Consider the following 24,655-nt stretch of genomic DNA (forward strand, 5'->3'; position numbering starts at 1 on the left):
TACTTAGAGGGGATAATATCAAGGTGGGGGCCTTTTTTTAATCGTCGGCTTTTTCCACTAAATCTGAAAAGAGTCCGTACACATACGATTCAGGATCAAATTCCTGAAGATCATCAACTTTTTCGCCTAATCCGACTAGTTTAACCGGGATGTGTAGCTCGTTGCGGATCGCAAGGACAATACCGCCTTTTGCCGTACCATCAAGCTTCGTTAAAGCAATGCCGGTCACGTTTGTTGCTTTAGAGAATTCCTTCGCCTGCGCCATTGCGTTTTGGCCAGTAGTGGCATCAAGGGCTAGCAGTACCTCATGCGGCGCTTCAGGAACTTCTCTTTCGATAACGCGCTTCACCTTTTCAAGCTCTTTCATCAGGTTTACTTTGTTTTGGAGACGCCCTGCCGTATCACAGATTAATACATCTGCATTTCTGGCTTTAGCAGCATGAACAGCATCGTAGATGACAGCCGCTGGATCGCTTCCGGCCGTCTGCTTAATGACAGGCACTCCCGTGCGTTCTCCCCATACTTCCAGCTGTTCAATGGCGCCCGCTCTAAATGTGTCTCCGGCAGCAAGTACAACAGATTTTCCTTCTTGCTTCAGTTTATGGGCAAGCTTTCCGATCGTTGTCGTTTTGCCGACCCCGTTTACACCTACCAGAAGGATTACATTTAAACGCCCGTCCTGGATGTTCAACTCAGAAATTTGCTCATCTCCGCTGTTATAAATCTCGACCAGCTTCTCAGAAATAACAGACTGAACATCCTTTGGATCTTGAATATTCCGGCGTTTGACTTCTTTTTTCAGCTCATCTATTAATTCCATAACGGTTGTAAAACCGACATCCGCGCTGATGAGAACCTCTTCAAGCTCTTCAAAGAAATCCTCATCCACTTTACGGTAACGGGACACAAGATCATTCACTTTGTTTTGAAAGGAGTTTCTTGTTTTTTCAAGGCCATCCTTAAACTTCTCAGATACGGAATCTGTCTGTTTTGTGATTTTCTCTTTTAATTTTTTAAAAAAGCTCATCTTTTAACCTCTTTCCTCGTTACTGAACGAATTCTTTTGTTTCTTCCAGCTTCACTGAGATTACCTTGGAAACACCGGATTCCTGCATTGTTATGCCATAAAGCACATCCGCTTCCTCCATCGTCCCTTTTCTGTGGGTAATCACAATAAACTGAGTATCGCTGCTGTATTTTTTTAAATACTGCGCAAATCGGAACACATTCGCTTCGTCAAGCGCAGCCTCTACTTCGTCAAGGACGCAGAACGGCACAGGACGGACCTTTAAGATTGAGAATAAGAGCGCTATAGCAGTAAGCGCACGCTCTCCGCCAGACAGCAGATTTAAGTTTTGCAGTTTTTTCCCCGGCGGCTGTGCAATAATTTCGACTCCTGAGTGAAGCAGGTCGTTAGGGTCGGTGAGTCTGAGTTCAGCTCTTCCTCCTCCAAATAATGAGCGGAAGACTTGATCAAAGTGTGAGCGGATTTGGACGAATGTGTCGTTAAAGCGCTTCGTCATTTCTTCATCCATTTCTTCAATCACTTGGAACAGGGTATTTTTCGCTTCTGTCAAATCTTCTTTTTGTTCTGACAGAAACTTATACCGTTCGTTGACCCTCTCAAACTCATCTATGCTTCCGAGGTTTACGGTGCCCAGCTCTTCGATTGCGAGTTTAATCAGCTTCACGCGCTTTCGCGCTTCCTCTGGATCAGTTTCAAGCTGGTATTTCTCTTTTGCCCCCTCAAAGGACAGGCTGTATTCCTCCCGTAAGTACTGGAGTAAATTATCAAGCTCGACTTCCATTCGCCCGAGTTTGACTTCTTCGTCTTTGAGAAGCGTTGTTTTTTGTTTATACAGGCGTTTCATTTCTTTCAGCTCACGCTCATACGTATCAAGCCCCTGCTGAAGCTTGATACGCTGATCGCGTCTTAACGCAATCAGTTCGATCGTTTTCGTTTTGTCATTCAATTTATGTTTTGCGGCTTCTTCCAGCTTCTCTTCGCCGCTGGTGCTTGATGACATTTCTGACGTTAAGAAGCTTAAGTCTTCTTTCGCTTCTTTTAATGCAAACTCTGTTTCTGTGAGCTCTTTCTTTAATCTCGCAAGGTTATCCTCTTCCCCCTTGCATGCCTGCTCTTTTTTGGCCGCTGTGATCTTCAGCTCAGTCAGCTCGTTGGAGAGAGACTCTTTCGTTGAAGATTGGGTTTGTTTTTGTTTCGTCAGTCTGTCAATGTTCTCTTCTAGCTGTTTCATCTTTACTGACACGGCAGAAAGCTCTTCTTCCAGCTTTTGTTTACGCGCTTTCTTCTCTTCATCGCTTTCTGCCAGAGCAGATTTTTCTTGATCATAGAGCTCTAAATGGGTGTTGATATTTTTCTCGGCAACCTGAAGTTCATACAGCTGTCCTTTTACGTCCTGCTGTTTTAACCTTAAGCCTTCCCCGGTTTCTCTTAAATCAGCCAGTTTTTTCTCCATATCCTGAATGGATTGCTTAAGGGTTTTCACTTCTTGTTCAAGCAGTGCTGTTTTCTCTTCCATTTCAGCAAGCCGTTTCGTCACATCTTCAAGCTCCCGGCTTCTTCCAAGCAGCGAGTTGTTTTTCTTTTTCACTGCGCCTCCCGTCATCGAACCTCCAGGATTCACGACATCTCCCTCAAGGGTCACGATGCGGTACCGGTGCCCGAGAAGCTTCGCAAGCTCGTTTGCTCCCTTTAAATCCTCTGTGATCAGTACCGTTCCAAGAAGATTCTGGATGACGCGCCGATACGTTGGATCAAATGTGACAAGCTCACTGGCAACTCCGAGAAATGACAAGTGCTGTGCTGCGGTTTCTGCGTCCCGGCTTTGAAGCTGACGGTCTTTGATAACAGATAGAGGCAAAAACGTCGCCCGGCCGAAGGAATTCTGTTTTAAATATTGAATCGCTTTGCGGGCAGATTGTTCATCGTCGGTCACAACATGCTGGGCAGAAGCGCCAAGTGCAATCTCAATGGCCGTTTCATACTTTCGCTCTGTTGAGATCAGCTCAAGGACCGCTCCGCGAATGCCGCCAAGGCGATCTTTTGCTTTCAGCACTTCTTTAACACCTTGATAAAAGCCTGAGAAATCCCCCTGCATCGTCTCAAGCATGTCCTTTTTCGATCTCGCCTGCTGAACATATTGGTATGCCTGATAGAGAGCCGATTCATTTTTTTCGTATTGGCGCTTTTTCTGCTCATATTTTGTCTGCATGTCACGATATGCACCGACTTGGCTGTGAATCTCCTGCTCGATTCGGGCAAACTCTGTTTCACATGCGGCTTTTCGCGCAGAAATATCGCGCCGTTCCTGTAGATGCTTTTCATTGTTGTCCGCAAGCCTCTGCAATATAACAGCCGATTGGGACATCTGGTCATCCAGCAGCTGGAGCTCGTTGCGAATTGAAGCCTGGCTGTTCAACAGCTCAAAGTAATCGCTTTTCAGCTGCTCGATTTTCTCTTCGACATTTTCATTGTGAAGACTGAGAGCCTGCTGTTTTTCTTTTACCTGAGCTCTTAACTGTTTCACCTCTGCCTGAAGCGTTTCGAAGACTGCTTCCTGCTTCGCAAGCTCTTCTTTCAGCTCCGTTTCCTTTTGCTGGAACTGAACGATGGCTTCCTCAAGCTGTTCTTGGTTTTGCACAGCGTTTTTCTTGCGTTCTTTCAAGACTTCTTTACGGCCTTCAAGCTTCTCCAGCTCTTCACTCGTCACCAATAAGACCTGCTGAAGCTCATCTACAGATTCATCAAGTGCTTGAATTTTGTCCCGCGTATCCTCAATTTTTGCTTCCTTCGCAGAAATCGCAGACGATTCAGCGAGCTCTTCTTCCTTTGCAAGCTGCACTTTCTCTTTAAGCGTTGACCATTTACCATGCAGCTCTTCGATATCATAGGCAGTCAGCGCAATTTCAACATGCTCCAGCTCTTTCTTTTTCTCAAGGTAGTCTTTCGCTATTGAAGCTTGAATTTTAAGAGGTTCAACCTGTCCTTCAAGCTCATGTAATATATCTTCTACCCGATTTAAATTGTCCTGTGTCTCAAACAGTTTATTTTCTGCTTTTTTCTTTCTCGTTTTATATTTAAGCACCCCGGCCGCTTCTTCAAAGATACTGCGGCGATCCTCTGCTTTGCTGCTCAGAATCTCTTCCACTTTCCCTTGGCTGATAATAGAAAATGCTTCTTTACCTAGTCCAGAGTCCATAAATAAATCAATAATATCTTTTAAGCGGCACGGCTGATTGTTAATCAGAAACTCACTCTCGCCTGATCTGTACACACGCCTTGTGACACTGACCTCATGGAAGTCAATCGGCAAGAAATGGTCATCATTATCAAGAGTAAGCGTAACTTCAGCTAGATTTAATCGCTTTCTCGAATCACTGCCGGCAAAAATGATATCTTCCATTTTTCCGCCGCGAAGAGACCGGGCGGATTGTTCTCCGAGAACCCAGCGAATAGCATCTGTGATATTGCTTTTTCCGCTTCCGTTCGGGCCGACAACCGCTGTAACGCCTTTTACAAAATCTACGGAAATCCGTTCTGCAAATGATTTAAATCCTATAACGTCTAAACGTTTGAGGAACATAGCGATCCTCCTTATGTAATAAGTATTTCAATTCTATCATAAACATTGGTGAAATAAGACGGCATACATACTGAAATCCCCCTGAGTCATAAGGGGGATTTTATTGTTTCGTATGGTGTTTTTGCAATTTAGCTAAAGCTTCCTGAGCTGCGTGCTGTTCGGCTTCTTTCTTTGAACGGCCGTTTCCGACTCCGAGTGGTTCACCTTTTAGAGATACGATGGCTTCAAATTCACGGTTGTGCGCAGGTCCTTTTTCGTTGGAGATTTTATACTCCAGAGAGCCTTTGCCGTCCCGCTGCACGTATTCCTGCAGCTGGCTTTTGAAATCCATCACATGAGAAAAAGCACCATCGTTAATTTTAGGGAACACATAAACTTTTAAGAAACTTTCGACCGGCTCTAATCCTTGGTCAAGATACAAGGCTCCGATAAATGCCTCAAAAACATCCGCTAATAGAGCAGGACGCTTTCTTCCTCCTGTCATTTCCTCACCTTTCCCCAAGAGGACAAGGTCGCCAAATGACAGTTCGTGAGCCAATGAAACGAGAGACGGTTCGCATACAATCGCGGCTCTCAATTTCGTCAAATCTCCTTCACTCATAGCCGGGTACTTGGCAAATAAGAATCTGGAGATCGTCAGTTCCAAAACAGCGTCACCTAAAAATTCAAGCCTTTCATTATCTTCATACGGCTTTTTCCGATGCTCATTCACATAAGATGAATGTGTAAATGCTTGATACAAAAGCTTTTCATTTTGAAAGTGAACCGAAATCCGTTCTTGAAACTCTTTAAATTGTTCTACTTTTTTATAGAACTTTTTTTTATCTTTATAATGTGAGTGTTTTGACATAGTAACCTCCATAGGCACATCAGGTTCACCGCGCTTCTCTGACTAAACCGGATACAGCGCGCGTAAAAGCGGCATGCTGTAATAACTGCACGAATAAAGGGCTAAAGCCCCGCATTTCGGCGGGACTTTTAGCATCAGCTTATTGCTGGTTTTGTATGTAGTTCACAGCGTCGCCGACTGTTGCAATCTTTTCAGCATCTTCGTCAGAAATTTCCATATCAAACTCGTCTTCAAGTTCCATAACAAGCTCAACTACATCTAGGGAATCAGCACCTAAGTCTTCCTTGAAAGAAGCTTCAAGTTTGACGTCTGCTTCATCAACGCCAAGGCGATCTACGATGATTTTCGTTACACGCTCTAATGTATCTGCCATAGCAATTCACCTCCCCTCAAGTATTATAGTGGATTCGTTTTTAAAAAACTAGAGAAACTATGATGAAATTTTCGAGAAAAAACTTACATCACCATTCCGCCGTCAATATGAAGCGTTTGGCCTGTCATGTAACGGGCTCCCTCTGAAGCAAGGAACGTGACAACGCTGCTGACATCGCTAGGTTCCCCAAAGCGCGCGAGCGGAATTTGTTTCAGCATTTCGTCTTGAACGTCTTTTGTAAGCTTATCTGTCATATCGGTTGAGATAAATCCAGGCGCAATCGCATTTACTGTAATATTGCGGCTTGCAAGCTCCTTAGCAGATGATTTTGTTAAACCGATCACGCCGGCTTTTGCAGCCACGTAGTTGGCCTGTCCAGGATTTCCGCTGACGCCGACGATAGACGATACGTTAATAATGCGGCCTGAACGCTGTTTCATCATTTGTCTTGTAACAGCTTTCGTGCAGTTGAAAACACCCTTCAGGTTAATGTTAATAACGTCATCCCATTCGTCTTCTTTCATTCTCATGATAAGATTGTCTTTTGTAATCCCGGCATTATTAACAAGAATGTCAATCGTAGAAAAAACTGATAGCGTTTCTTTTATCATGTTTTGTACATCTTCGGGATTTGATACATCCGCTTTGACAGCAATTGCGTTTCTGCCCATAGATTTGATTTCATCTACCACTTCATTTGCTTTCGCTTCATTGCCGGAGTAGTTCACGACAACATTGGCGCCGCTTTTTGCCAGGTCAAGGGCGATTGAGCGGCCGATACCGCGGGATGCGCCAGTGACAATAGCCGTTTTGTCATTAAGCATTTTCATTCTCCTCCTTGAGCGTTTGAATTGCCAGCTCGATCGTTTCCGGATCTGATACAGCAATTGTTTTTAAGCGTCTGTTTACTTTTTTCACTAGGCCTGAAAGCACTTTTCCGGGACCGATTTCAATAAAAGTCGTAACACCCTCTGCAATCAGCTTGTTAATGCTTTCCTCAAAACGAACCGGAGAGTAGAGCTGCTCAATCAGTTTCTCTTTGATTTCTGCTTTATCAGTCATAACATCAGCAGAAACATTAGAGATGACCGGGACATCAGCGTCTTGGATGGCACAGGCGTCTAATACTTCCTTCAGCTTTTCAGCAGCAGGCTTCATCAGTTCAGAATGGAACGGACCGCTTACTTCAAGCGGAATTGCACGTTTTGCGCCGTTCTCTTTTGCCTGTTCAGATGCAAGCTCTACCCCTTTAGCTGTTCCGGAAATAACGATTTGTCCGGGACAGTTGAGATTCGCAAGCTGTACAAGATGGCCTTCTTCCGTAACTTTATCAGTTACTTGCTTTAATGCTTCAGCGTCCATGCCAAGAATCGCAGCCATAGCTCCTTCACCAGCCGGCACCGCTTCATTCATAAATTCTCCGCGTTTTCTGACAGTATAAACAGCATCTTTGAAAGACAGTGCGCCAGACGCGACCAGTGCGGAATATTCGCCAAGGCTGTGCCCTGCTGTGAAATCAGGTGTAATGCCTGATTCTTTGAATTTTTCAAGAACAGCAATGCTTGTTGTTAGCAAAGCAGGCTGCGCATTGTATGTAAGTGTTAATTCTTTAGCGTCACCTTCAAAAATCAATGAGCTGAGTTTTGTTTCCAACGTTTCATCCGCTTCATCGAACAGACGCTTTGCAGCAGGCACCTGATCATAAAGCTCTTTTCCCATGCCGATAAATTGTGATCCCTGACCCGGGAATAAAAATGCAATCTTACTCATGATGTAAAAACCTCCAGACTACTCATCTGTTTTTTCTTCTTTAACTTCTTCCTGAATGAGCGCAGCCACATTTTGGCTGACCATCTCTCTTGCTTGACGAATCGCATGAAAAACTGCATTCGAATCTGAAGAGCCGTGCGCCTTGATCACAGGTGCTTTCAAGCCGAAAAGACTTGCTCCGCCATAATTCGAATACTCCATTTTCATTTTCATTTCTTTCAACTTCGGCTTTAATACGGCTGCCGCAAGCTTAGATGTGAAATTAGACATCAGCACTTCTTTCATCATTTTAAAAATAGACAACGCAGAGCCTTCCAGCGTTTTGAGTGTAACATTCCCGGTAAAACCGTCTGTTACTACAACATCCGCTACATCATCTAATAGGTCTCGCGCCTCCACGTTTCCGATAAAATTGATGTTTGCTGTTTCTTTTAGTAATTGAAACGTCTGCTTCGTGAGTTCGTTTCCTTTTTTATCTTCTGTTCCGACATTTAAAAGACCGACTCTCGGTGAAGAAACACCACGCACTTGCTGAGAATAAACAGAACCCATGATGGCGTATTGAACGAGATGCTCCGGTTTGGCATCGACATTGGCGCCGACATCAAGGAGAAGAAATCCGTCTCCTGAAACGGTCGGAAGTGTAGGGGCAAGCGCCGGGCGGTCAATCCCTTTAATTCTTCCGACAATAAACAGACCGGCTGTCATTAACGCACCGGTGTTTCCTGCTGAAATGCAGGCGTCAGCTCTGTTTTCCGCAACTTCCTGAGCCATCAAGACCATAGATGAGTTCTTTTTTCTTCGCACGGCGCGAACCGGTTCATCCGTCGGCTCAATCACTTCATCTGCGTGCAGCACCGTGATGCGATCTGATGTTGTTGTTAAATGTGATTCTATCGTTGTTTTGTCACCGACAAGTGTGATATGGAGATCATCAAATGCCTCTATACCCTTTTTAACTCCGTCAATAACAGCTTTGGGAGCGTGGTCTCCTCCCATTGCATCTACAGCTATTCTCATGCATGCTCCACCTTTATGAATGTTTTGAACGGTACATGTCAAAATGTCCAGAAAAAACAATTTCTTCGCCGACATAGCTGTTCACTTCGACAACCGTTCTTCCTTTTTCTTTTTCAACCGCCGTCACTTTTGCTTTCGCTACAACACGTTCCCCCTGCTTTACCTGTCTTGTAAAGCGGATGTCTGCACTTGCAGTCAGCGCCAGCTCGTCATCAATGACTGCAACGGCCAAAGAATTCGCCTGTGCAAATAAATGGTGTCCTCTCGCAATTTGATTCCGGCTGAACACATGCTCCTGTTTGATTTCTAAAATAGATATCGCCTGATCATCCAGCTCAAGGTCAATAATTTCTCCGATAACTTCGTCAAGTGACAGGGATTTCACTTCATCTTCAAGCGTCTTCTCTGCCACGTTCTTAATTCTTTCTCTCAGCTCCGGTATGGAAAGCTCTAAACGGTCCAAACGTATCGTCTGGATGCTCACCCCAAATTTACCCGCTAATTCTTCATCTGTAATAAAGGGGGTTGCTTGAATTGTCTGCTGAAGTAATTCCTGGCGTTCTCTCTTATTTCTTCTCATATCTAAACACCATCCGGATAATTAAGACTAGGTACTAATAGTAGTATATAATTTCATAGATTGGAATGCAACGATTGTTTCTGACTGAGCACCAAAAACTTATGGTGTTCAGCTCAATTTTTCCCCGTCTAATACTCCGCTCTTCAGCAATTCCTCTCTCAACACCCCGTATTCCGGCTCCTTCCAGAACGCGTCAGAGGCCACAAGATTCGCAGCATCCTGCCTTGCCGTTTCAAGCGCTCTGTAGTCATGAACCATGTCCGCCACCTTAAATTCAGGCATTCCGCTTTGTTTTTTCCCGAAGAAATCTCCGGGACCTCTCAACTCGAGGTCTTTTTCAGAAAGCTCGAAGCCATCATTGGTCTCGGACATAATTCTCATCCGTTCTTTTCCTGTTTCTGATTTAGGATCGGCCATCAGAATACAGAAAGATTGATGCTCTCCCCGTCCGACACGGCCGCGCAGCTGGTGAAGCTGTGACAGCCCGAAGCGGTCGGCATCATAAATCACCATAATAGTTGCATTCGGAACATTCACGCCAACCTCAACAACAGTGGTCGATACGAGAATTTGACAGTGATTTGCGCTGAATTCTCTCATCACCTGATCTTTTTCCTCCGAATGCAGCTTTCCATGCATGAGGCCGACGTTCCATTTCCCCCGGAAAATGTCAGAAAGCATATTGTACACGTCAATGGCGTTTTGCACATCGAGCTTGTCTGATTCTTCAATCAGCGGGCAGATGATATAAGCCTGTCTGCCCTGCTTTAATTCTTTTTCGACGAATGCCAAAATACGGTCCAGCATGTCATGCTTTACCCAATAGGTCTCGATTTGTTTCCGGCCTGCTGGCATTTCATCAATGACAGATACATCCATTTCACCAAACACTGTGATGGCTAACGTTCTTGGGATTGGAGTCGCTGTCATAAAGAGAACATCGGGATCCTGACCTTTGTTTCGAAGTTTTTTGCGCTGTTCAACCCCAAATCGATGCTGTTCATCTGTAATGACGAGACTCAGCGCCTTAAACTCCACCTCATCCTGGATTAAGGCGTGGGTTCCTACAAGAATATCAATCTCTCCTGCGGCAAGGCGCTCAAGCAGTTCTCTTCGCCGCTTCCCTTTGACAGAGCTTGTCAAAAGCGCCACACTGACATCCCACTTTTCAAATAATGAAACGAGCGAATCAGCATGCTGTTCGGCCAGAATTTCTGTCGGCACCATGAGTGCTCCCTGGTATCCGGACAGGATTGCGGCATACAGTGCAATGGCGGCGACTGCTGTTTTTCCTGACCCTACGTCCCCTTGAAGAAGACGGTTCATTCTGTATGGAGAAGACATGTCTGCTGTTATTTCGCGAAGCACGCGTGACTGGGCATTTGTGAGGGGGAACGGGAGGCTGTTGATAAATTTCATGAGTTCTTCATTTGAAAAACGCTGCCGTATCCCTTGTGTCTGCTCTCTTTCCGCCTTTCGGAACGCCTGCATTTTCAACTGAAACAGCAAAAATTCTTCGTAAACAAACCGGCGTCTGGCAAGCTTTAATGCTTCTCTAGTTTCAGGCTGGTGCATTGCTTTTAACGCCTCGTGATAATCCGGCAGCTTATAGCTATTTCTTAGCTTTTCCGGAAGAGGATCAGGAAGTGAGTCTGCATATTGGGTCAGCGCCTGCTGAATAAATCGTCTCATCATTTTGACGGTAACATTTTCTTTCACAGAATACACTGGTTCAATGCTTTTATCCTCTTGATGCGGCCCATTTTTCAGCTCCTGAACAGAGATGGTTTGGCGGTGCTTGTCCCATTTACCGGAGACCGTCACAATAGAGCCCAGTGAAAGCTTCTTCTTCAAGTAAGGCCGGTTAAAACATACGGCTGTGATTAAATAGCGGCCGACAAGAAGCCTGAATGTCAGCCTGTTTCGTTTCTTTCCGTAATAGGTAAGAGAAGGCTCTGAATGAACCTTCCCTTCGACTGTGACTCTTTCATCATGCTTTACTTCTTCTAAGTCCCTCAGCTCGTAGTCATCATAGCGATAAGGGAAATAATTCAGAAGATCAGAAATGTCATATATACCGAGTTCATGTAATGTTTTTTCTGTTTCCGGCCCAATACCCTTAATGTTAGCTATACTAGTTTGCTGATGTTGTTTCACGTGAACCTAGCGCTCCTCCGAAAATTTTTTTCTCTAACTCTCTTCCAGTCGGTGTTGCTGCTAAACCGCCCTGGCCTGTTTCTCTAAGTGCAGTCGGCATCGTTTGGCCAATTTTATACATTGCATCGATAACTTCATCACATGGAATGCGGCTTGTAATGCCCGCCAATGCCATATCAGCAGCAATCATTGCATTTGAAGCGCCCATTGCATTCCGTTTCACACAAGGCACTTCAACTACCCCTGCAACAGGGTCGCACACAAGGCCGAGCATATTTTTTAATGTAATAGCCATGGCCTCCGCACTTTGCTCGGGTGTTCCGCCTGCCATTTCAACAATAGCCGCTGCAGCCATGCCTGAGGCTGATCCAACCTCTGCCTGACATCCCCCGGCGGCACCGGAAATACTTGCGTTATTCGCCACGACAAATCCGAAAGCCCCGGCCGTAAATAAAAAGCGGATCATTTGTTCTCTTGTCGGATTCAGCTTTTCTTTTACAGCAAATAACGTGCCAGGCACCACCCCGGCAGAACCTGCAGTCGGTGTCGCACAGATGGTTCCCATGGCTGCATTTACTTCATTTGTTGCAACAGCTTTCGATACTGCATCTAGAATCAGCGGACCAGACAGGCTTTTACCTGATTGAATGTAGGCCTGCAATTTAATGGCATCCCCGCCTGTTAAGCCCGTTTGGCTCGTAACGCCCTCAAGTCCTTTCTGAACCGCTGCTTCCATGACAGTCAGATTGTGATCCATCTGCTGAAAAATCTCTTCTTTTGTTTTTTCTGTAACTTCCATCTCTTGCGCGATCATTACATCAGAGATCGATATTTGCTTTTCTTTGGTAATCTCAATTAATTCTTTTACATTACGAAACATAACTGGCTCCTCCTGACCCTTCGCTAGTCAGCAATCTTTGTCACTTGAATAATATTCGGCAGCTTCGACAGCTCGTCGAGAACGTGGTCGTCAATATTTTGATCCACCTCTATTGTCATCAGCGCAAGCTGCCCGATATCTTTGCGGGCTACTTCCATATGGCCTACGTTGATTGAAAATTTCGCGAGGACATTGGCAACACCGGCAATTGTGCCAAACTTGTCATTATGAACAACTAATATGGCCGGATGGTTTCCTGACAGCCGGAGTTCAAAACCATTCAATTCTGTGATTTCGATCTTTCCCCCGCCAATCGAAATACCCGTCAGCTCAAGCTCTCCCTTTTCATCAGATATGGTGATTTTGGCTGTATTCGGATGGACCGGGACAGCGTCTTCAACCCGAAACTCTATATCAATTCCTTTACCCTCTGCAAGTTGTATAGCAGTTTTAATCCGCTCGTCGAATGTATCAAAATCAAGCAATCCGCCGATAATCGCGACATCTGTACCGTGGCCCTTATACGTTTCTGCAAAAGAGCCGTAAAAGGATACGACGATGCGCTCAGGCTCTCTGCCAAATAAACTTCTGGCCACTCTCCCGATTCTAGCCGCTCCCGCCGTATGCGAACTGGATGGACCGATCATAACCGGGCCAATAATATCAAAAACGCTTCTGTATTTCATGCTATTCCTCCTTATGAACCTGAGCTTATAAGCGCTTTGCTTCTAGACTAATTGATCAGATATAAAATGGCAAGCGGGCGCGTTACAGCGCTGCCGCACTTAAAAGCAGACATAAGAATAGAAGGGCGAATCGCCCTTCTATTCTGCGGAAACGATATACGAATACAGCGGCTGTTTTCCATTGTGGACCTCAACCTCAATATCCTCGTACTTTTCACTAAGAAACGCTTCAAGCTCCTCAGCTTCTTCCTGGGACGCATCCTCACCATAAAGGATAGTGACAATTTCGTCGTCTTCTCCGATCATTTCTGCCAGCAGCATTTTCGCGGCTGACAGCTGATCTTCAGCAGTTCCGATAATCGTTCCATTCAGAATGCCCATAAAGTCGCCTTTTTTAATGTCTTTGCCGTCGATATGAGTGTCTCTGACTGAGTACGTCACCTGCCCGCTTTTTACTTGCTGAATGGCACTGAGCATATTGGCTTTGTTCGCTTCAGCTTCTTGATCAGGATGAAATGCCAGCAGGGCTGACATCCCTTGCGGAACCGTTTTAGCCGGAATGACAAAAACCTGTTCATCCATTACGCTGGCCGCTTGATTAGCAGCCATAATGATGTTCGAGTTATTCGGTAAGATAAACACCGTTTCTGCATTTACAGACTTCACGGCTTCGACAATATCCTCAGTGCTCGGGTTCATAGTCTGCCCGCCTTCGATCACAACAGAAGCCCCGATGCTTTTGAATAAGTCAGAAATGCCTTCTCCCATTGCTACAGTCACAATGCCGTACGGCTGCTTTGCAGGCGGTGTTTCGTTATCTGCAGGCTTGCTTTCTTGGCTGATGATGGAGGTATGCTGCTCTCTCATATTTTCGATTTTAATTTTGATCAATTCACCGTAATGCTGGGCATAGTTTAATACGTTTCCCGGCTCTTCCGCATGAATATGAACCTTCGCCAGCGATTCATCCGCAATGACTAACAGAGAATCACCGAACTGGCTGAGGTCTTGTCTGAAGGTGCCTTCGTCGAATTCTCGTTTTGTCTGATCAAGCCTAACCATCACTTCGGTACAAAAACCGAATTCAATATCTTCGGTATTCATCATGCTTTGTGCGCTCTTATGATGCTCTGCGCTGACCATGTCGTCAAGTGACGGAAGAACGGCTTTCTGGGGCACAGTTTCACCTTTTAATGAAGCGAGAAAACCTTCATACACACAAAGCAGCCCTTTGCCGCCGCTGTCGACAACGCCTACTTCCTTCAGGACTGGAAGCAATTCAGGGGTCCGGTTTAGTGACGCCTCTGCTTCTTCTATCACGGCAGTCATCAGCGCTGTGATATCGGTTTCTTTTTCTGCCAGTTCCATCGCTTTTTTTGCAGCGTCTTTTGCAACTGTTAAAATAGTGCCCTCTACAGGTTTCATGACAGCTTTATACGCCATATCAACACCTGCTTGCAGTGCTTGTGCAAACTCTAACGCATTAATTTCTTTTTTTGTTTCAATGCTTTTACTGAATCCGCGGAACAATTGAGACAGGATAACTCCTGAATTTCCGCGTGCTCCCATGAGCAGTCCTTTAGATAACGCGGAGCCCACCTTACCGATATCATCCGTATTCATTTGCTCCACTTCTCTTGCTCCGGAAGTCATTGACAGGTTCATGTTCGTTCCCGTATCGCCGTCCGGCACCGGAAACACGTTCAGCGCATCAACCGCACTCGCGTTTTGAGACAGATTCTGCGCTCCCGCAAGAATCATCTCGGCAAAGGTTCTGCCGTCTAATGTTCTGATAGACAATCCTACTCCTCCTAACTACGGGTTCGTCACTCGTACGCCTTGGACATAAATATTGACAGAGTCTACTGCCAGTCCGATCGTTTGATTTACTGTGTACTTTACTTTTGTTTGGACATTATGTGCCACTTCAGAAATTTTCGTGCCGTAGCTGACAATGATATACATGTCAATATGTATCTGTTCTCCTTCTTGGCGAACTTGGACACCCCTGCTGAAATTCTCTTTCCGAAGGATTTCAGTCAGTCCGTCTTTAATCTGGTTTTTAGAGGCCATGCCGACAATGCCGTAACAGTCAATCGCCGCCCCTCCTGCAACCATCGCAATGACTTCATTAGATATATCAATCTGCCCGTACTTCGTTCTTAATTCAATGGACACACTAGTTCCTCCTTCGAATGCATAGAGTTACAGCTATTCTACTATATGGTTTCCATTAAGGAAAGAAAAGACCCGGGTATCGCTGCCCGTCCCTCTACATATACTATAGCACCGCTGTTTCTGCAAGATGTCAAGTGAATTTTCTTGAAAGATGATGAAACAATAGTTGCAAACGTTTTTTAGCTGTGGTAAATTATTTAAAGTATCCATATCGAAAGCATCTAAGATCATTTGAATGTTTAAAAGTAGATGTTTTGTGCAAGTGAGGAGGGAAACAAATGGCACGTAAATGCGTTATCACAGGTAAAAAAACAACAGCTGGGAATAACCGTTCTCACGCAATGAACGCTTCTAAGCGCACTTGGGGCGCGAATCTTCAAAAGGTTCGTATCCTTGTGAACGGGAAACCTAAAAAAGTATATGTATCTGCTCGAGCTTTGAAATCCGGTAAAGTTGAGCGTGTATAACAAAATGAACGCCTGCCCCGATATGTGGCAGGCGTTTTTATGTGGTGAAAGAGGGCTTTGAACCCCTGGGCAATTAATCTTTTCTAAATGAGCCCAGCATCGCCCGGACAATTCCTCCTAAAAACTTCGGCAATTTAATGGTGTAAAATTTCATTTTTGTCCCCTCCTATAACGTCCCGTAACCGCCTGTTCATTGATTTCAGCAAATGAATGAAAGCACATGCTAATCCGTGCTTCTTATCATTATTAATATGCCTTTTGCAAACGAAAAAGTACCTCGTGAATGAATGAGTTCGTTACTAATACATAGTGTTGAACCAAGCGTAATATGACACTTATTTAGCGGATATTTAAAACCGTCCAGCGTCAGCTCATGTATTTCTTCGGAAAACGGTATAAAGGAGATATATCGCTTGTTTTCATCCTTCTCAATATCATATTCACCGGGAGGGAACATTTGAATATGATTTTGTTTGTCTATCAGCCTAATTTTTATATTTGTTTTTACACCTCTATATAGAAGCTGGATGTTTCCTAAAAAGTGATCAGCTCTGCCGCCTGTAATGCCGAAAATCTGAATGACATCCGGCTGCTTTTCCAGTGCCCAATCAAGAGCGAGATCTAAATCTGTTTGGTCTTTTTCCGCTTGGTATACATGGAGTGCGGGAGCGGCTTTTTCAATTCGGCAGCGTTCATGCTCTGTTATGCTGTCAAAATCCCCAAAGGCTTCATCAGGAATGATCCCGGCATCTAAAAGAGTGACTGTGCCTTTGTCAACACCTACCCAGAGGATGTGCTCAGCCGGACAGCCGGTTAGATCGGGAATTAAATCTTTCGGGCCTCCGGCTACGATATTGATTGTTTTCATTTCTGATCCCTTTCTCTACATACAGGAAAAAGAGCTTGGGCTTAGTATGCCCAGCTCTTTTTTCATCTGCTTATTTGCTTCCTCTGATTTCAGAAATCGCTTTCTTGCGGTCAGGCTGGCCATACACAGCTGAACCGGCAACAAGTAAATTTGCACCCGCTTCAATCACTAACGGAGCGGTTTCTTTGTTGACGCCGCCGTCCACTTCAATTAGCAGATCCTGTTTCCCTCTTTCATCCGCCATTCGCTTAACCTCTTTTATTTTAGGAAGGACGGAATGAATAAATTTCTGCCCGCCAAATCCCGGGTTCACCGTCATTAAAAGCACAAGATCAAGATCGTCGAAAATATGCTCAATGACTTGAACAGGCGTATGCGGGTTCAGAACAACACCAGCCTTCACGCCCTGCTCTTTAATGAGCTGGATGGTACGGTGCAGGTGCGGACATGCTTCAGCATGCACAGACAGGATATCTGCGCCCGCTTTCGCGAAAGCCGGAATATAACGATCCGGCTCTTCTATCATTAAATGAACATCAAGCGGCAGATCTGTTACCGGCCGGACCGCTTCTACAATCAGCGGACCAATCGTGATATTCGGGACAAAATGGCCGTCCATAACATCAATATGAATACAATCGGCTCCGCCTTTTTCTACATCTTTAATCTCATTGCCTAAAGCGGCAAAATCAGCGGAAAGAATAGATGGTGCAACCTTTATCATTATGCTAATACCTCGGCTTTCTGTCTTTAATCTCCGTCATAAATTCAACATAATGGTCATAGCGGTACTGCTTTAATTCCCCGTCTTCAACTGCTTGTTTCACCGCACATTTCGGCTCTTTTAAATGCAGACATCCTCTAAATTTGCATGAAGAGCTTTTTTCTCTGATATCAGGGAATGTATAACCCAGCTCTTCTTCCTCAATGTCTGTAAATTCAAGCGAGCTGAACCCCGGAGTATCTGCAACCAAACCTCCGGACGTGTGAATCAGCTCCACATGGCGGGTTGTATGTTTCCCGCGGCCCAAATGCTCGGAAATCTCGTTTGTTCTCAAACCAAGCTCCGGGCTGATCGCGTTGAGAAGCGAGGATTTTCCAACACCGGACTGACCGGCAAATACCGTTGTTTTGTCCTGAAAATGCGGGATAATGTCCGATAAACTGTCTTGGTCCTTAGAGGAGGTGAGATACACGTCATACCCAATATTCCGATAATCCTCTGCATAGGCTTGAATCGCATCCCGTGTATCTTGATCTTCTATCAGATCCATTTTTGTAATGCATATAATCGGCTGAATCTCATTGGCCTCAACGAGAACCAAGAAACGGTCGAGCAATGCCGTACTGAAAGAAGGCTGAACCGCTGAGAAAACAAGGACTGCTTGATCAACGTTGCAAATTGGCGGCCTGATCAGCTCATTGGTTCTTTCTTTAATTTCCATCAGATATCCCTCTTTATCATTTTCAGCCTGATACACAACGTAATCGCCGACGAGAGGGGTGATTTTGTTCTTTCTGAAAATGCCTCTTCCTCTGCATTGTATCACTTTATCTGAATCCTCAGATTCATCCAGTACATAGTAAAAGCCGCTTAGCGCCTTAATAATTTTGCCCTCAGGCATATTTTCCCTCCTTGTTATTCATCTTTCGGATACTCAATGGTTTTGTAGCTGACAACTTTATTGTTTACCATCACTTGATAGTACCCTTTTTGGCCGGGTTCAATCTTTAGTTCGATCGTCCGTTCAGTCGGCTCTTTTATCTTAAATTCTTCGTAAGTGTCAGAGATGCTGTGATCTGCATCGTCAATCGCGATTTGCACTTCAAGTTCGTCCCCTTCACTTTCTGGCTCGTAGGGGATCTTGACCTTTTCTTTCACTGTTTTCGCCGGTTTTTTCTCAGGTCCGAGGGAAAATGTCACTTCAACCTCATTTCCCGGCTTTACTGCCGTGCCTGCTGCTGGTTTTTGTTTGACAACCTGTCCTTCTGGAACGTCATCCGAATGTGCTTCTTTTTCTATCAGCTTCAGTCCGTTGTCCTCCAGATAACCAGACGCTGCCTCTTTACTGTACGTTTTCAAGTCTCTAAGCGTAATGTCTTCAGGTCCTATGCTGACTGTGAGTTTGACTTGATCATCACCCGGCACAAGTTCAGTCCCTGCCGACGGATTCTGGTCAATGACAGTACCCGCGTCTTTCTCGTCATTTACTTCATTTACGGTTACATGTTTAAACCCCTGGTCCTTTAACGCTTTTTTTGCCTGATCGACCGTTTGTCCAGTTACATCACCGATCTCCGTTTTTGCTTTTCCCGTGCTCTTATAAAGCGTGACCGTTGCGCCTTCTTTGACCGTGGAATCTGCTTTAGGATCCGTTTTTACCATTAGGCCTTCATCAATTTTCTCATCCGAAATTTCCAGCACCTCGGAATCAACCTGCAATCCATCTTTTTCTAAGAGCTCTGCCGCCTTTTCGTATTCCATTCCGGAGACATCGGGTATTTTGACATCTTTAGGCATAAATAGCGACGGAAAAACAGTGACAGCGAGAATTCCAGCCGTAATAAAAACGATGCATACCGTGAGCAAAACCCACGGCCACTTTTTTCTTTTACCGTTTTTCTTTGTTTCATTTTTTTTGGCAGATGTCAATTCTGATTCTTTTTCATCAGAAGCCTTAGCAAGCTCTTCATCTTTAATGATAGGAATCGCTTTCGTCATTTCTTCGTCTTCTTGAATCGTAAATCTCTTTTCATTGAGTCTATCGGCATCAAAAGCTGTTTTTATATCTGCTTCCATGTCTTCAGCCGTTTCGTAGCGATGAAAAGGATCTTTGGCAGTTGCCTTTAGGATGATGTTTTCAACGCTTTGGGGTACTGACGGATTCCATCTTCTCGCCGAAGGAGTTTCCGCTTGAAGATGCTTTAAGGCGATGCTGACTGCAGATTCTCCATCAAAGGGGATACGGCCGGTTAGAAGCTCAAATAAAACGATTCCAAGCGCATAAATATCCGATTTTTTTGTTGCCAAACCGCCCCGCGCCTGTTCAGGCGATAAGTAATGGACTGAGCCCAGCACAGAATTGGTATGGGTGATTGTTGTCGAACTGAGTGCCGTCGCAATTCCGAAATCCGTCACTTTGATATTTCCCATGTGGTCAATCAAAATGTTATGCGGCTTGATGTCTCTGTGAACAATCTGATTTTGATGGGCATGAGCGATGGCTGAGACAATTTGCTCCATGATGTTCAGCGCTTCTTTAGGGTGAAGCGGCCCGTTTGCTGTTATGTATTCTTTGAGCGTCATGCCCTCAACGTATTCCATGACAATATAATAAATATCACCCTCCTCGCCCAAATCGTAAATGCTGACGATATTCGGGTGATCAAGGCTTGATGCCGATTGGGCTTCTCTGCGGAAACGCCTGATAAACTCATTGTCATTCACATAGTCAAACCGCAGGATTTTGATGGCGACTTCACGGTCTAGAATGATATCCTCAGCTAAATACACGTTGGCCATTCCCCCGCCGCCTATAACGCGGAGAATTTGGTAACGCCCGCTGATCCGCTTGCCGATTAGCACTGATCTTCACCCTCTTCAACATGTAAAGCAAGCTCAAGCAAAACTGCTGTAATGTTGTCTTCCCCGCCATTCTGATTGGCTTTGTCTACAAGCAGGTTCACTTTTTCCTGAGGAGCTGAATCGCTTTGCAGGATGTCTTTTAATTCAGTGCCTTCCACTTTATTCGTCAGTCCGTCAGAACATAAAAGCAGCTTGTCCCCCGGTTCGATGTCAAAGGAACGTGTGTCAATGCTGACTGACTGGTCTGTTCCAAGTGCCTTCGTCAACACATTTTTTCGTGGATGATGTTCAGCGTCTTCTCTGGAAATTTCTCCAGTGCGAACCAGTTCATTTACAAGTGAATGGTCTTCTGTCACTTGAATGAAATCATCATCCTGAAGCAAATAGCATCTGCTGTCACCTATATGGGCAACAGAAACCGTTTTCCCTGTAAAAAGCGCACATACTATCGTCGTCCCCATGCCTTGGCATTCTTCATGGGCTTGGGCATGATCGTATATTTTGCTGTTTACCGCAAGGATCTGTTTTATAAGCCACTCTTCACATTCCGAGGGCGCAGCTGGAATCGTTTCAGCCTCATTCCACTTTTCCCCCATGGCTTTTACAGCCATCTTGCTTGCAACATCTCCAGCAAGATGGCCGCCCATGCCATCAGCGACAACCGCTAATACAAATTCGTCTTTTCCTTTGAATATCCCCGCATCATCTTCATTATGCTGGCGGATTTTTCCTGTATCTGTTTTTAAGGCTGTTAACAACCCTCATCACCTCGTCTCGTCTTGACGCTCCTTCGCGCGAAGCTGACCGCAGGCTGCGTCAATGTCATGTCCTTGCTCTCTTCGGATTGTGACATTTACTCCGCGGGATTTCAGCGTTTTTTCAAAAGCAAAAATCTGATCACGCGGTGTGCGCACATAGTCCCGTTCAGGCACATAGTTTACCGGAATCAAGTTCACATGGCATTTGATTCCTTCCAGCAAGTCGGCAAGCTCTTCAGCGTGCTCGACCTGGTCGTTTACGCCTCCGAACAGTCCATATTCAAAGCTGATACGGCGTCCCGTTTTGTTAATGTAATATTTAACGGCTTCCATTAAATCAGGCAATTTATATGCTCTGTTAATCGGCATCAAACGGCTACGGATTTCTGTATTTGGCGCGTGCAGTGAAATCGCAAAGTTAATCTGCATTTGCTGATCAGCGAATTCGTAAATTTTCGGGATGATTCCGCTTGTAGAGACCGTAATATGGCGCGCACCGATGTTCAAGCCTTTGTCGTGGTTAATGATTTTCAGGAAAGCGAGCATTTCATTAAAGTTATCAAAAGGTTCACCGATACCCATGATGACGACTGAGCTGACACGTTCATCCGTTTCATCAAGTGCTTTTTGAACTTTGACTACTTGAGCGACAATTTCACCAGCCTCAAGGTTTCGTTTTAAACCTCCGAGCGTTGATGCACAGAATGTACAGCCAATACGGCAGCCGACTTGTGTCGTTACACATACAGAATTGCCATACTCGTGTCTCATTAAAACGGTTTCGATCGTATAACCGTCATGAAGCTCGAACAAAAACTTCATTGTACCGTCTTGGGATGTTTGTTTAACAGCTGTTTTCAGCGTAGTTAACACAAAATGAGTGTTTAATTTCTCGCGCAGATCCTTTGACAGGTTTGTCATTTCATCAAAAGAAGATACGCGTTTTTCATATAGCCATTCAAAGATCTGAGCAGCACGGAAAGGTTTCTCTCCGTTGTCTGTCAGCCATTGTTTGATTTCATCTAATTCAAAAGAATAAATAGACGGACGCTCTGTCCGCAATTCTTTTCTTACTTTTGTTTTTTTAAGTTCTGCCATTGCTTATCCCTTCTTTCTCATGCTGCAAATAAAGAAACCATCTGTTCCGAAATAATGAGGAAGGATTTGTAGCCTTCCATCCCGAACAAAGGGTCTCGCCTTTTCGGGCAGCCGCTTTTCAAGAGACAAATCGGGTTCAAAATCAGGATGTTCTTGTATAAACGCATGTATTACTTCTTCATTTTCTGTCCGATCCATTGTACACGTACTGTAGACAAGATTGCCACCTTTTTTTACTAATGGAGCGATTTCCCTTAAAATCGACAGCTGGATTTCAGCAAGCCGCGCACTGTCGTCAGGCTTTTTCGTGTATTTCATGTCCGGCTTTCTTCTTATGACGCCGAAGCCTGAGCATGGGGCATCAACCAATATCCGGTCAAACTTTTCGTTTTCAAACGTTTCCCCAGCTTTTCTCGCATCCATTGTTTTCGGGTCAATGATTGTAAGGCCAAGCCGGTCTGCCGCTTCTTTGATGAGCTTCACTTTATGTTTGTGAAGATCAAGCGACGTAACACTTCCCTTGTTCTCCATTAATTCTGCAATATGAGCCGATTTCCCGCCAGGCGCCGCACACGCGTCAAGCACCGTTTCACCAGGCTTAGGGTCAAGGGCGCGGGCGACGAGCATGGAGCTCTCATCCTGGATGGAAACTTCGCCGTTTTGGAAGAAATGAGTTCCAGCAATTGTTCCCTTTAAGAGCTTCACAGCGTCTTCAGCGAGATCGCCTTTTTCAACTTCGATTCCCTCGGCAGCCATTTGATCAAGCAAATGCGTTCTGTCTGTTTTCATTTGATTGACACGCAGTGTCTGCTTCGGCGGAATGAGGTGGATCCGGCAAATCTTTTCGGCCGCATCAAATCCATATGCATCCGCCCACTCTTTCACAAGCCATATCGGATGGCTTGTCTCTGTCGCCAGCCGGCGGACAGGATCTTCGATAGCGTCAAAGGATGGAACACCTTCGCGCTGAATAGAACGAAGCACACCGTTGACAAATGAAGCAATGCCTTTATGCCCGCGGATTTTAGCAATCTCAACCGCTTCATGAATGGCCGCCCTGTCTGGAATTTTCTCCAGATACTCCATTTGATATAAGGATAGGCGCAGAAGCTGAATCACCCAAGGCTTTACTTTTTGAGGCTTATTGATAAACGGTTTGAGCATATAATCGAGCGCGATCTTGTTTTGCAATGTACCATAGACAAGTTCAGTCAAAAGCCCTCTGTCCTGATCACTCAGTTCATTTGATTTAATGACCGATTTCAGTAGAAGGTTGCTGTATGCCTGGTTTTGTTCCAGCTTGATCAGCGCCTCTAGGGCGATATCACGAACACTAGTTTTTTTCATTGTATACTCCTAACACATCACCGGCTTCAACATGAGCGCCGCGCACAAAGTCCTCGCCTTTCATGCGTTTTTTGCCGGCCGGCTGAAGTTCGGTTAATAACAGGGCCGTATCATTACCTGTGGCAACAATAATTCCTTCCTTTTCAACTGCAACGACTGTGCCGGGCTCAGCTTTTGTTTGTGCGGGTGTTTTTTTCGACGCCCATACTTTCAAGTTTTGCCCGTTTAACGTCGTATAGGCAACTGGCCAAGGATTTAAGCCGCGGACCTGGTTGTAAAGCTCTTCGCCCGTTCTGGACCAGTCGAGCAGCTCTTGCTCTCTTTTGATATTAGGCGCATATGTCGCTTTCTCTTCATCCTGCTTTTCAGGTGATATGGTTCCGGCAATGACGTTTGGTATCGTTTCAGACAATAGCTTCGCGCCAGCTACGCTTAATTTATCGTGCAGCGTTCCAACATTATCGGTTTCCTCAATGTCCACTTCCACTTTTGAGATCATATCGCCGGCATCCAATTTTTCTACCATATACATAATGGTGACACCGGTTTTTTTCTTTCCCTGCAAAATAGAGTAATGGATCGGAGCCCCGCCCCGCAGTTCCGGCAAAAGAGACGCGTGAACGTTAATGCAGCCGTATTTCGGGCTGTCAAGAAGCTCCTTAGGCAGAATTTGTCCGAACGCTGCCGTTACGATAAGATCCGGCTTTAATGCCAGCACTTTCTCAATTTCTTCTTTCAATCTGACTTTTTCCGGCTGAAGAACCGGGATGCCGTGACGCATAGCCTCTTCCTTTACCGGAGGAGGTGTCAGTACTTTTTTTCTGCCCTTCGGACGGTCCGGCTGTGTGACGACCCCCACTACCTCATATCCGTCCTCAATCAGGGTTCTTAGAACAGGAACTGAAAAATCCGGCGTCCCCATAAATACGATTCTCGTCATCAAATCATCCTTCCATATCCGCTAGTTCATCTTCTGTATAGTATTTACTGATTTTAGATGTAAACAGCACACCGTCTAAATGGTCCATTTCGTGCTGCACGGCCCTCGCCAAAAAGCCCCGCGCTTCCAGAATAAACGGTTTTCCCTGACGGTTAAACGCACGCACTTTGACATAATCGGCACGTGTGACATCACCATAGACGCCAGGAAAGCTCAGGCATCCTTCAATTCCGGTTTGCTCACCGCTTTTTTCTAAAATTTCGGGATTAACGAGATCAATTCTGCCGCTGTCATCCCCGATATCTACGACAGCCGCTCTTTTTAAAATGCCGATCTGCGGCGCTGCCAGCCCTACTCCATCCATTTCAAGCATGGTGTCGTACATGTCGTCAAGCAGTTTTTTTAATTTTTTATCAAAAACAGTCACGGTTTCCGCAGGTGTTTCCAACACCTCAGCAGGATGTGTGACAACCTTTTTTACTGCCAATTT

At 45.2% G+C, this 24,655-nt stretch carries 24 protein-coding genes; 1 reads left to right on the top strand and 23 read right to left on the bottom strand.

Going from position 1 to position 24,655, the window contains the following annotated elements:
• Positions 1-37: 37 nt before the first annotated feature.
• From ftsY to MOB98_RS13380, 13 genes are all read right to left on the bottom strand, one after another.
• Positions 38-1,027, bottom strand: a complete 990-nt coding sequence (gene ftsY, locus MOB98_RS13320) for a signal recognition particle-docking protein FtsY (RefSeq protein WP_268363010.1) — start codon at positions 1,025-1,027, stop codon at positions 38-40.
• Between the two features lie 19 nt (positions 1,028-1,046).
• Entirely contained in the window at positions 1,047-4,607 is a 3,561-nt protein-coding gene (gene smc / locus MOB98_RS13325; protein WP_268367100.1) for a chromosome segregation protein SMC, read from the bottom strand.
• Positions 4,608-4,707: 100 nt separating this feature from the next.
• The gene (gene rncS / locus MOB98_RS13330; protein ID WP_003232030.1) at positions 4,708-5,457 is read right to left on the bottom strand and encodes a ribonuclease III; all 750 of its coding nucleotides are present in this window, start codon (positions 5,455-5,457) and stop codon (positions 4,708-4,710) included.
• Positions 5,458-5,596: 139 nt separating this feature from the next.
• Positions 5,597-5,830 (bottom strand): acyl carrier protein, encoded by a 234-nt coding sequence (gene acpP / locus MOB98_RS13335; protein ID WP_003154310.1) that lies wholly within the window; start codon positions 5,828-5,830, stop codon positions 5,597-5,599.
• 83 nt (positions 5,831-5,913) lie between these two features.
• Complete coding sequence (gene fabG, locus MOB98_RS13340; RefSeq protein WP_268360672.1) at positions 5,914-6,654, bottom strand: 3-oxoacyl-[acyl-carrier-protein] reductase; 741 nt, start codon at positions 6,652-6,654, stop codon at positions 5,914-5,916.
• The gene (gene fabD, locus MOB98_RS13345) at positions 6,647-7,600 is read right to left on the bottom strand and encodes an ACP S-malonyltransferase (RefSeq protein WP_268367101.1); all 954 of its coding nucleotides are present in this window, start codon (positions 7,598-7,600) and stop codon (positions 6,647-6,649) included. The genes fabG and fabD overlap by 8 nt, the downstream gene beginning before the upstream one ends.
• A gap of 18 nt (positions 7,601-7,618) precedes the next feature.
• A complete protein-coding gene (plsX, locus tag MOB98_RS13350; protein ID WP_268360670.1) occupies positions 7,619-8,620 on the bottom strand; it encodes a phosphate acyltransferase PlsX in 1,002 nt (333 codons plus the stop codon).
• Positions 8,621-8,633: 13 nt separating this feature from the next.
• Positions 8,634-9,200, bottom strand: coding sequence for a transcription factor FapR (fapR, locus tag MOB98_RS13355; protein WP_003221561.1), 567 nt, complete (start codon positions 9,198-9,200; stop codon positions 8,634-8,636).
• 108 nt (positions 9,201-9,308) lie between these two features.
• Positions 9,309-11,357, bottom strand: coding sequence for an ATP-dependent DNA helicase RecG (recG, locus tag MOB98_RS13360; protein ID WP_268360669.1), 2,049 nt, complete (start codon positions 11,355-11,357; stop codon positions 9,309-9,311).
• Entirely contained in the window at positions 11,335-12,237 is a 903-nt protein-coding gene (sdaAA, locus tag MOB98_RS13365) for an L-serine ammonia-lyase, iron-sulfur-dependent, subunit alpha (RefSeq protein ID WP_268360667.1), read from the bottom strand. The genes recG and sdaAA overlap by 23 nt, the downstream gene beginning before the upstream one ends.
• A gap of 23 nt (positions 12,238-12,260) precedes the next feature.
• Positions 12,261-12,923: an L-serine ammonia-lyase, iron-sulfur-dependent subunit beta gene (gene sdaAB / locus MOB98_RS13370; RefSeq protein ID WP_268360666.1), complete on the bottom strand. Its 663-nt coding sequence runs from the start codon at positions 12,921-12,923 to the stop codon at positions 12,261-12,263.
• A gap of 138 nt (positions 12,924-13,061) precedes the next feature.
• On the bottom strand, positions 13,062-14,723 hold the full coding sequence (locus MOB98_RS13375) for a DAK2 domain-containing protein (RefSeq protein WP_268360665.1): 1,662 nt from the start codon (positions 14,721-14,723) through the stop codon (positions 13,062-13,064).
• A 15-nt stretch (positions 14,724-14,738) separates the two neighbouring features.
• Positions 14,739-15,101, bottom strand: a complete 363-nt coding sequence (locus MOB98_RS13380) for an Asp23/Gls24 family envelope stress response protein (RefSeq protein WP_003238605.1) — start codon at positions 15,099-15,101, stop codon at positions 14,739-14,741.
• Positions 15,102-15,379: 278 nt separating this feature from the next.
• On the opposite strand from MOB98_RS13380, the gene rpmB reads away from it, so the two are divergent.
• Entirely contained in the window at positions 15,380-15,568 is a 189-nt protein-coding gene (gene rpmB / locus MOB98_RS13385) for a 50S ribosomal protein L28 (RefSeq protein ID WP_003221548.1), read from the top strand.
• Between the two features lie 73 nt (positions 15,569-15,641).
• Here the strand turns inward: rpmB and spoVM are convergent, their stop codons facing one another.
• From spoVM to def, 10 genes are all read right to left on the bottom strand, one after another.
• Entirely contained in the window at positions 15,642-15,722 is an 81-nt protein-coding gene (spoVM, locus tag MOB98_RS13390) for a stage V sporulation protein SpoVM (RefSeq protein WP_003221545.1), read from the bottom strand.
• Between the two features lie 69 nt (positions 15,723-15,791).
• Positions 15,792-16,436, bottom strand: coding sequence for a thiamine diphosphokinase (locus MOB98_RS13395; protein WP_268360663.1), 645 nt, complete (start codon positions 16,434-16,436; stop codon positions 15,792-15,794).
• A 70-nt stretch (positions 16,437-16,506) separates the two neighbouring features.
• Positions 16,507-17,160: a ribulose-phosphate 3-epimerase gene (gene rpe / locus MOB98_RS13400; RefSeq protein WP_268360661.1), complete on the bottom strand. Its 654-nt coding sequence runs from the start codon at positions 17,158-17,160 to the stop codon at positions 16,507-16,509.
• A gap of 4 nt (positions 17,161-17,164) precedes the next feature.
• Positions 17,165-18,061 carry a ribosome small subunit-dependent GTPase A gene (rsgA, locus tag MOB98_RS13405; protein ID WP_268360659.1) on the bottom strand — a complete coding sequence of 299 codons (897 nt, stop codon included), beginning with the start codon at positions 18,059-18,061 and terminating at the stop codon, positions 17,165-17,167.
• A gap of 14 nt (positions 18,062-18,075) precedes the next feature.
• The gene (gene prkC, locus MOB98_RS13410) at positions 18,076-20,022 is read right to left on the bottom strand and encodes a serine/threonine protein kinase PrkC (protein ID WP_268360657.1); all 1,947 of its coding nucleotides are present in this window, start codon (positions 20,020-20,022) and stop codon (positions 18,076-18,078) included.
• Positions 20,016-20,780, bottom strand: a complete 765-nt coding sequence (gene prpC / locus MOB98_RS13415) for a protein-serine/threonine phosphatase PrpC (RefSeq protein ID WP_268360655.1) — start codon at positions 20,778-20,780, stop codon at positions 20,016-20,018. The genes prkC and prpC overlap by 7 nt, the downstream gene beginning before the upstream one ends.
• A 6-nt stretch (positions 20,781-20,786) precedes the next feature.
• Positions 20,787-21,878 carry a 23S rRNA (adenine(2503)-C(2))-methyltransferase RlmN gene (rlmN, locus tag MOB98_RS13420; RefSeq protein WP_268367103.1) on the bottom strand — a complete coding sequence of 364 codons (1,092 nt, stop codon included), beginning with the start codon at positions 21,876-21,878 and terminating at the stop codon, positions 20,787-20,789.
• Positions 21,879-21,881: 3 nt separating this feature from the next.
• Complete coding sequence (rsmB, locus tag MOB98_RS13425) at positions 21,882-23,225, bottom strand: 16S rRNA (cytosine(967)-C(5))-methyltransferase RsmB (RefSeq protein ID WP_268360652.1); 1,344 nt, start codon at positions 23,223-23,225, stop codon at positions 21,882-21,884.
• Entirely contained in the window at positions 23,212-24,165 is a 954-nt protein-coding gene (gene fmt, locus MOB98_RS13430) for a methionyl-tRNA formyltransferase (protein WP_268367104.1), read from the bottom strand. Before fmt ends, rsmB begins: the two co-directional genes overlap by 14 nt.
• Positions 24,166-24,169: 4 nt before the next feature.
• The gene (gene def, locus MOB98_RS13435; protein WP_268367105.1) at positions 24,170-24,652 is read right to left on the bottom strand and encodes a peptide deformylase; all 483 of its coding nucleotides are present in this window, start codon (positions 24,650-24,652) and stop codon (positions 24,170-24,172) included.
• Positions 24,653-24,655: the final 3 nt, after the last annotated feature.

Source organism: Bacillus sp. N13C7 (genome assembly GCF_026790065.1).
Classification (GTDB): domain Bacteria; phylum Bacillota; class Bacilli; order Bacillales; family Bacillaceae; genus Bacillus.

Excerpts from the sequence above, each read along its gene's own strand:
- MOB98_RS13395 (WP_268360663.1), bottom strand. The coding sequence starts at position 16,436 with ATGAAAACAATCAATATCGTAGCCGGAGGCCCGAAAGATTTAATTCCC.
- sdaAB (WP_268360666.1), bottom strand. The coding sequence starts at position 12,923 with ATGAAATACAGAAGCGTTTTTGATATTATTGGCCCGGTTATGATCGGT.
- rlmN (WP_268367103.1), bottom strand. The coding sequence starts at position 21,878 with ATGGCAGAACTTAAAAAAACAAAAGTAAGAAAAGAATTGCGGACAGAG.
- rsmB (WP_268360652.1), bottom strand. The coding sequence starts at position 23,225 with ATGAAAAAAACTAGTGTTCGTGATATCGCCCTAGAGGCGCTGATCAAG.
- sdaAA (WP_268360667.1), bottom strand. The coding sequence starts at position 12,237 with ATGTTTCGTAATGTAAAAGAATTAATTGAGATTACCAAAGAAAAGCAA.
- fapR (WP_003221561.1), bottom strand. The coding sequence starts at position 9,200 with ATGAGAAGAAATAAGAGAGAACGCCAGGAATTACTTCAGCAGACAATT.
- rpe (WP_268360661.1), bottom strand. The coding sequence starts at position 17,160 with ATGATAAAGGTTGCACCATCTATTCTTTCCGCTGATTTTGCCGCTTTA.
- smc (WP_268367100.1), bottom strand. The coding sequence starts at position 4,607 with ATGTTCCTCAAACGTTTAGACGTTATAGGATTTAAATCATTTGCAGAA.
- fabG (WP_268360672.1), bottom strand. The coding sequence starts at position 6,654 with ATGCTTAATGACAAAACGGCTATTGTCACTGGCGCATCCCGCGGTATC.
- rncS (WP_003232030.1), bottom strand. The coding sequence starts at position 5,457 with ATGTCAAAACACTCACATTATAAAGATAAAAAAAAGTTCTATAAAAAA.
- plsX (WP_268360670.1), bottom strand. The coding sequence starts at position 8,620 with ATGAGAATAGCTGTAGATGCAATGGGAGGAGACCACGCTCCCAAAGCT.
- ftsY (WP_268363010.1), bottom strand. The coding sequence starts at position 1,027 with ATGAGCTTTTTTAAAAAATTAAAAGAGAAAATCACAAAACAGACAGAT.
- spoVM (WP_003221545.1), bottom strand. The coding sequence starts at position 15,722 with ATGAAATTTTACACCATTAAATTGCCGAAGTTTTTAGGAGGAATTGTC.
- fabD (WP_268367101.1), bottom strand. The coding sequence starts at position 7,600 with ATGAGTAAGATTGCATTTTTATTCCCGGGTCAGGGATCACAATTTATC.
- fmt (WP_268367104.1), bottom strand. The coding sequence starts at position 24,165 with ATGACGAGAATCGTATTTATGGGGACGCCGGATTTTTCAGTTCCTGTT.
- acpP (WP_003154310.1), bottom strand. The coding sequence starts at position 5,830 with ATGGCAGATACATTAGAGCGTGTAACGAAAATCATCGTAGATCGCCTT.
- rpmB (WP_003221548.1), top strand. The coding sequence starts at position 15,380 with ATGGCACGTAAATGCGTTATCACAGGTAAAAAAACAACAGCTGGGAAT.
- rsgA (WP_268360659.1), bottom strand. The coding sequence starts at position 18,061 with ATGCCTGAGGGCAAAATTATTAAGGCGCTAAGCGGCTTTTACTATGTA.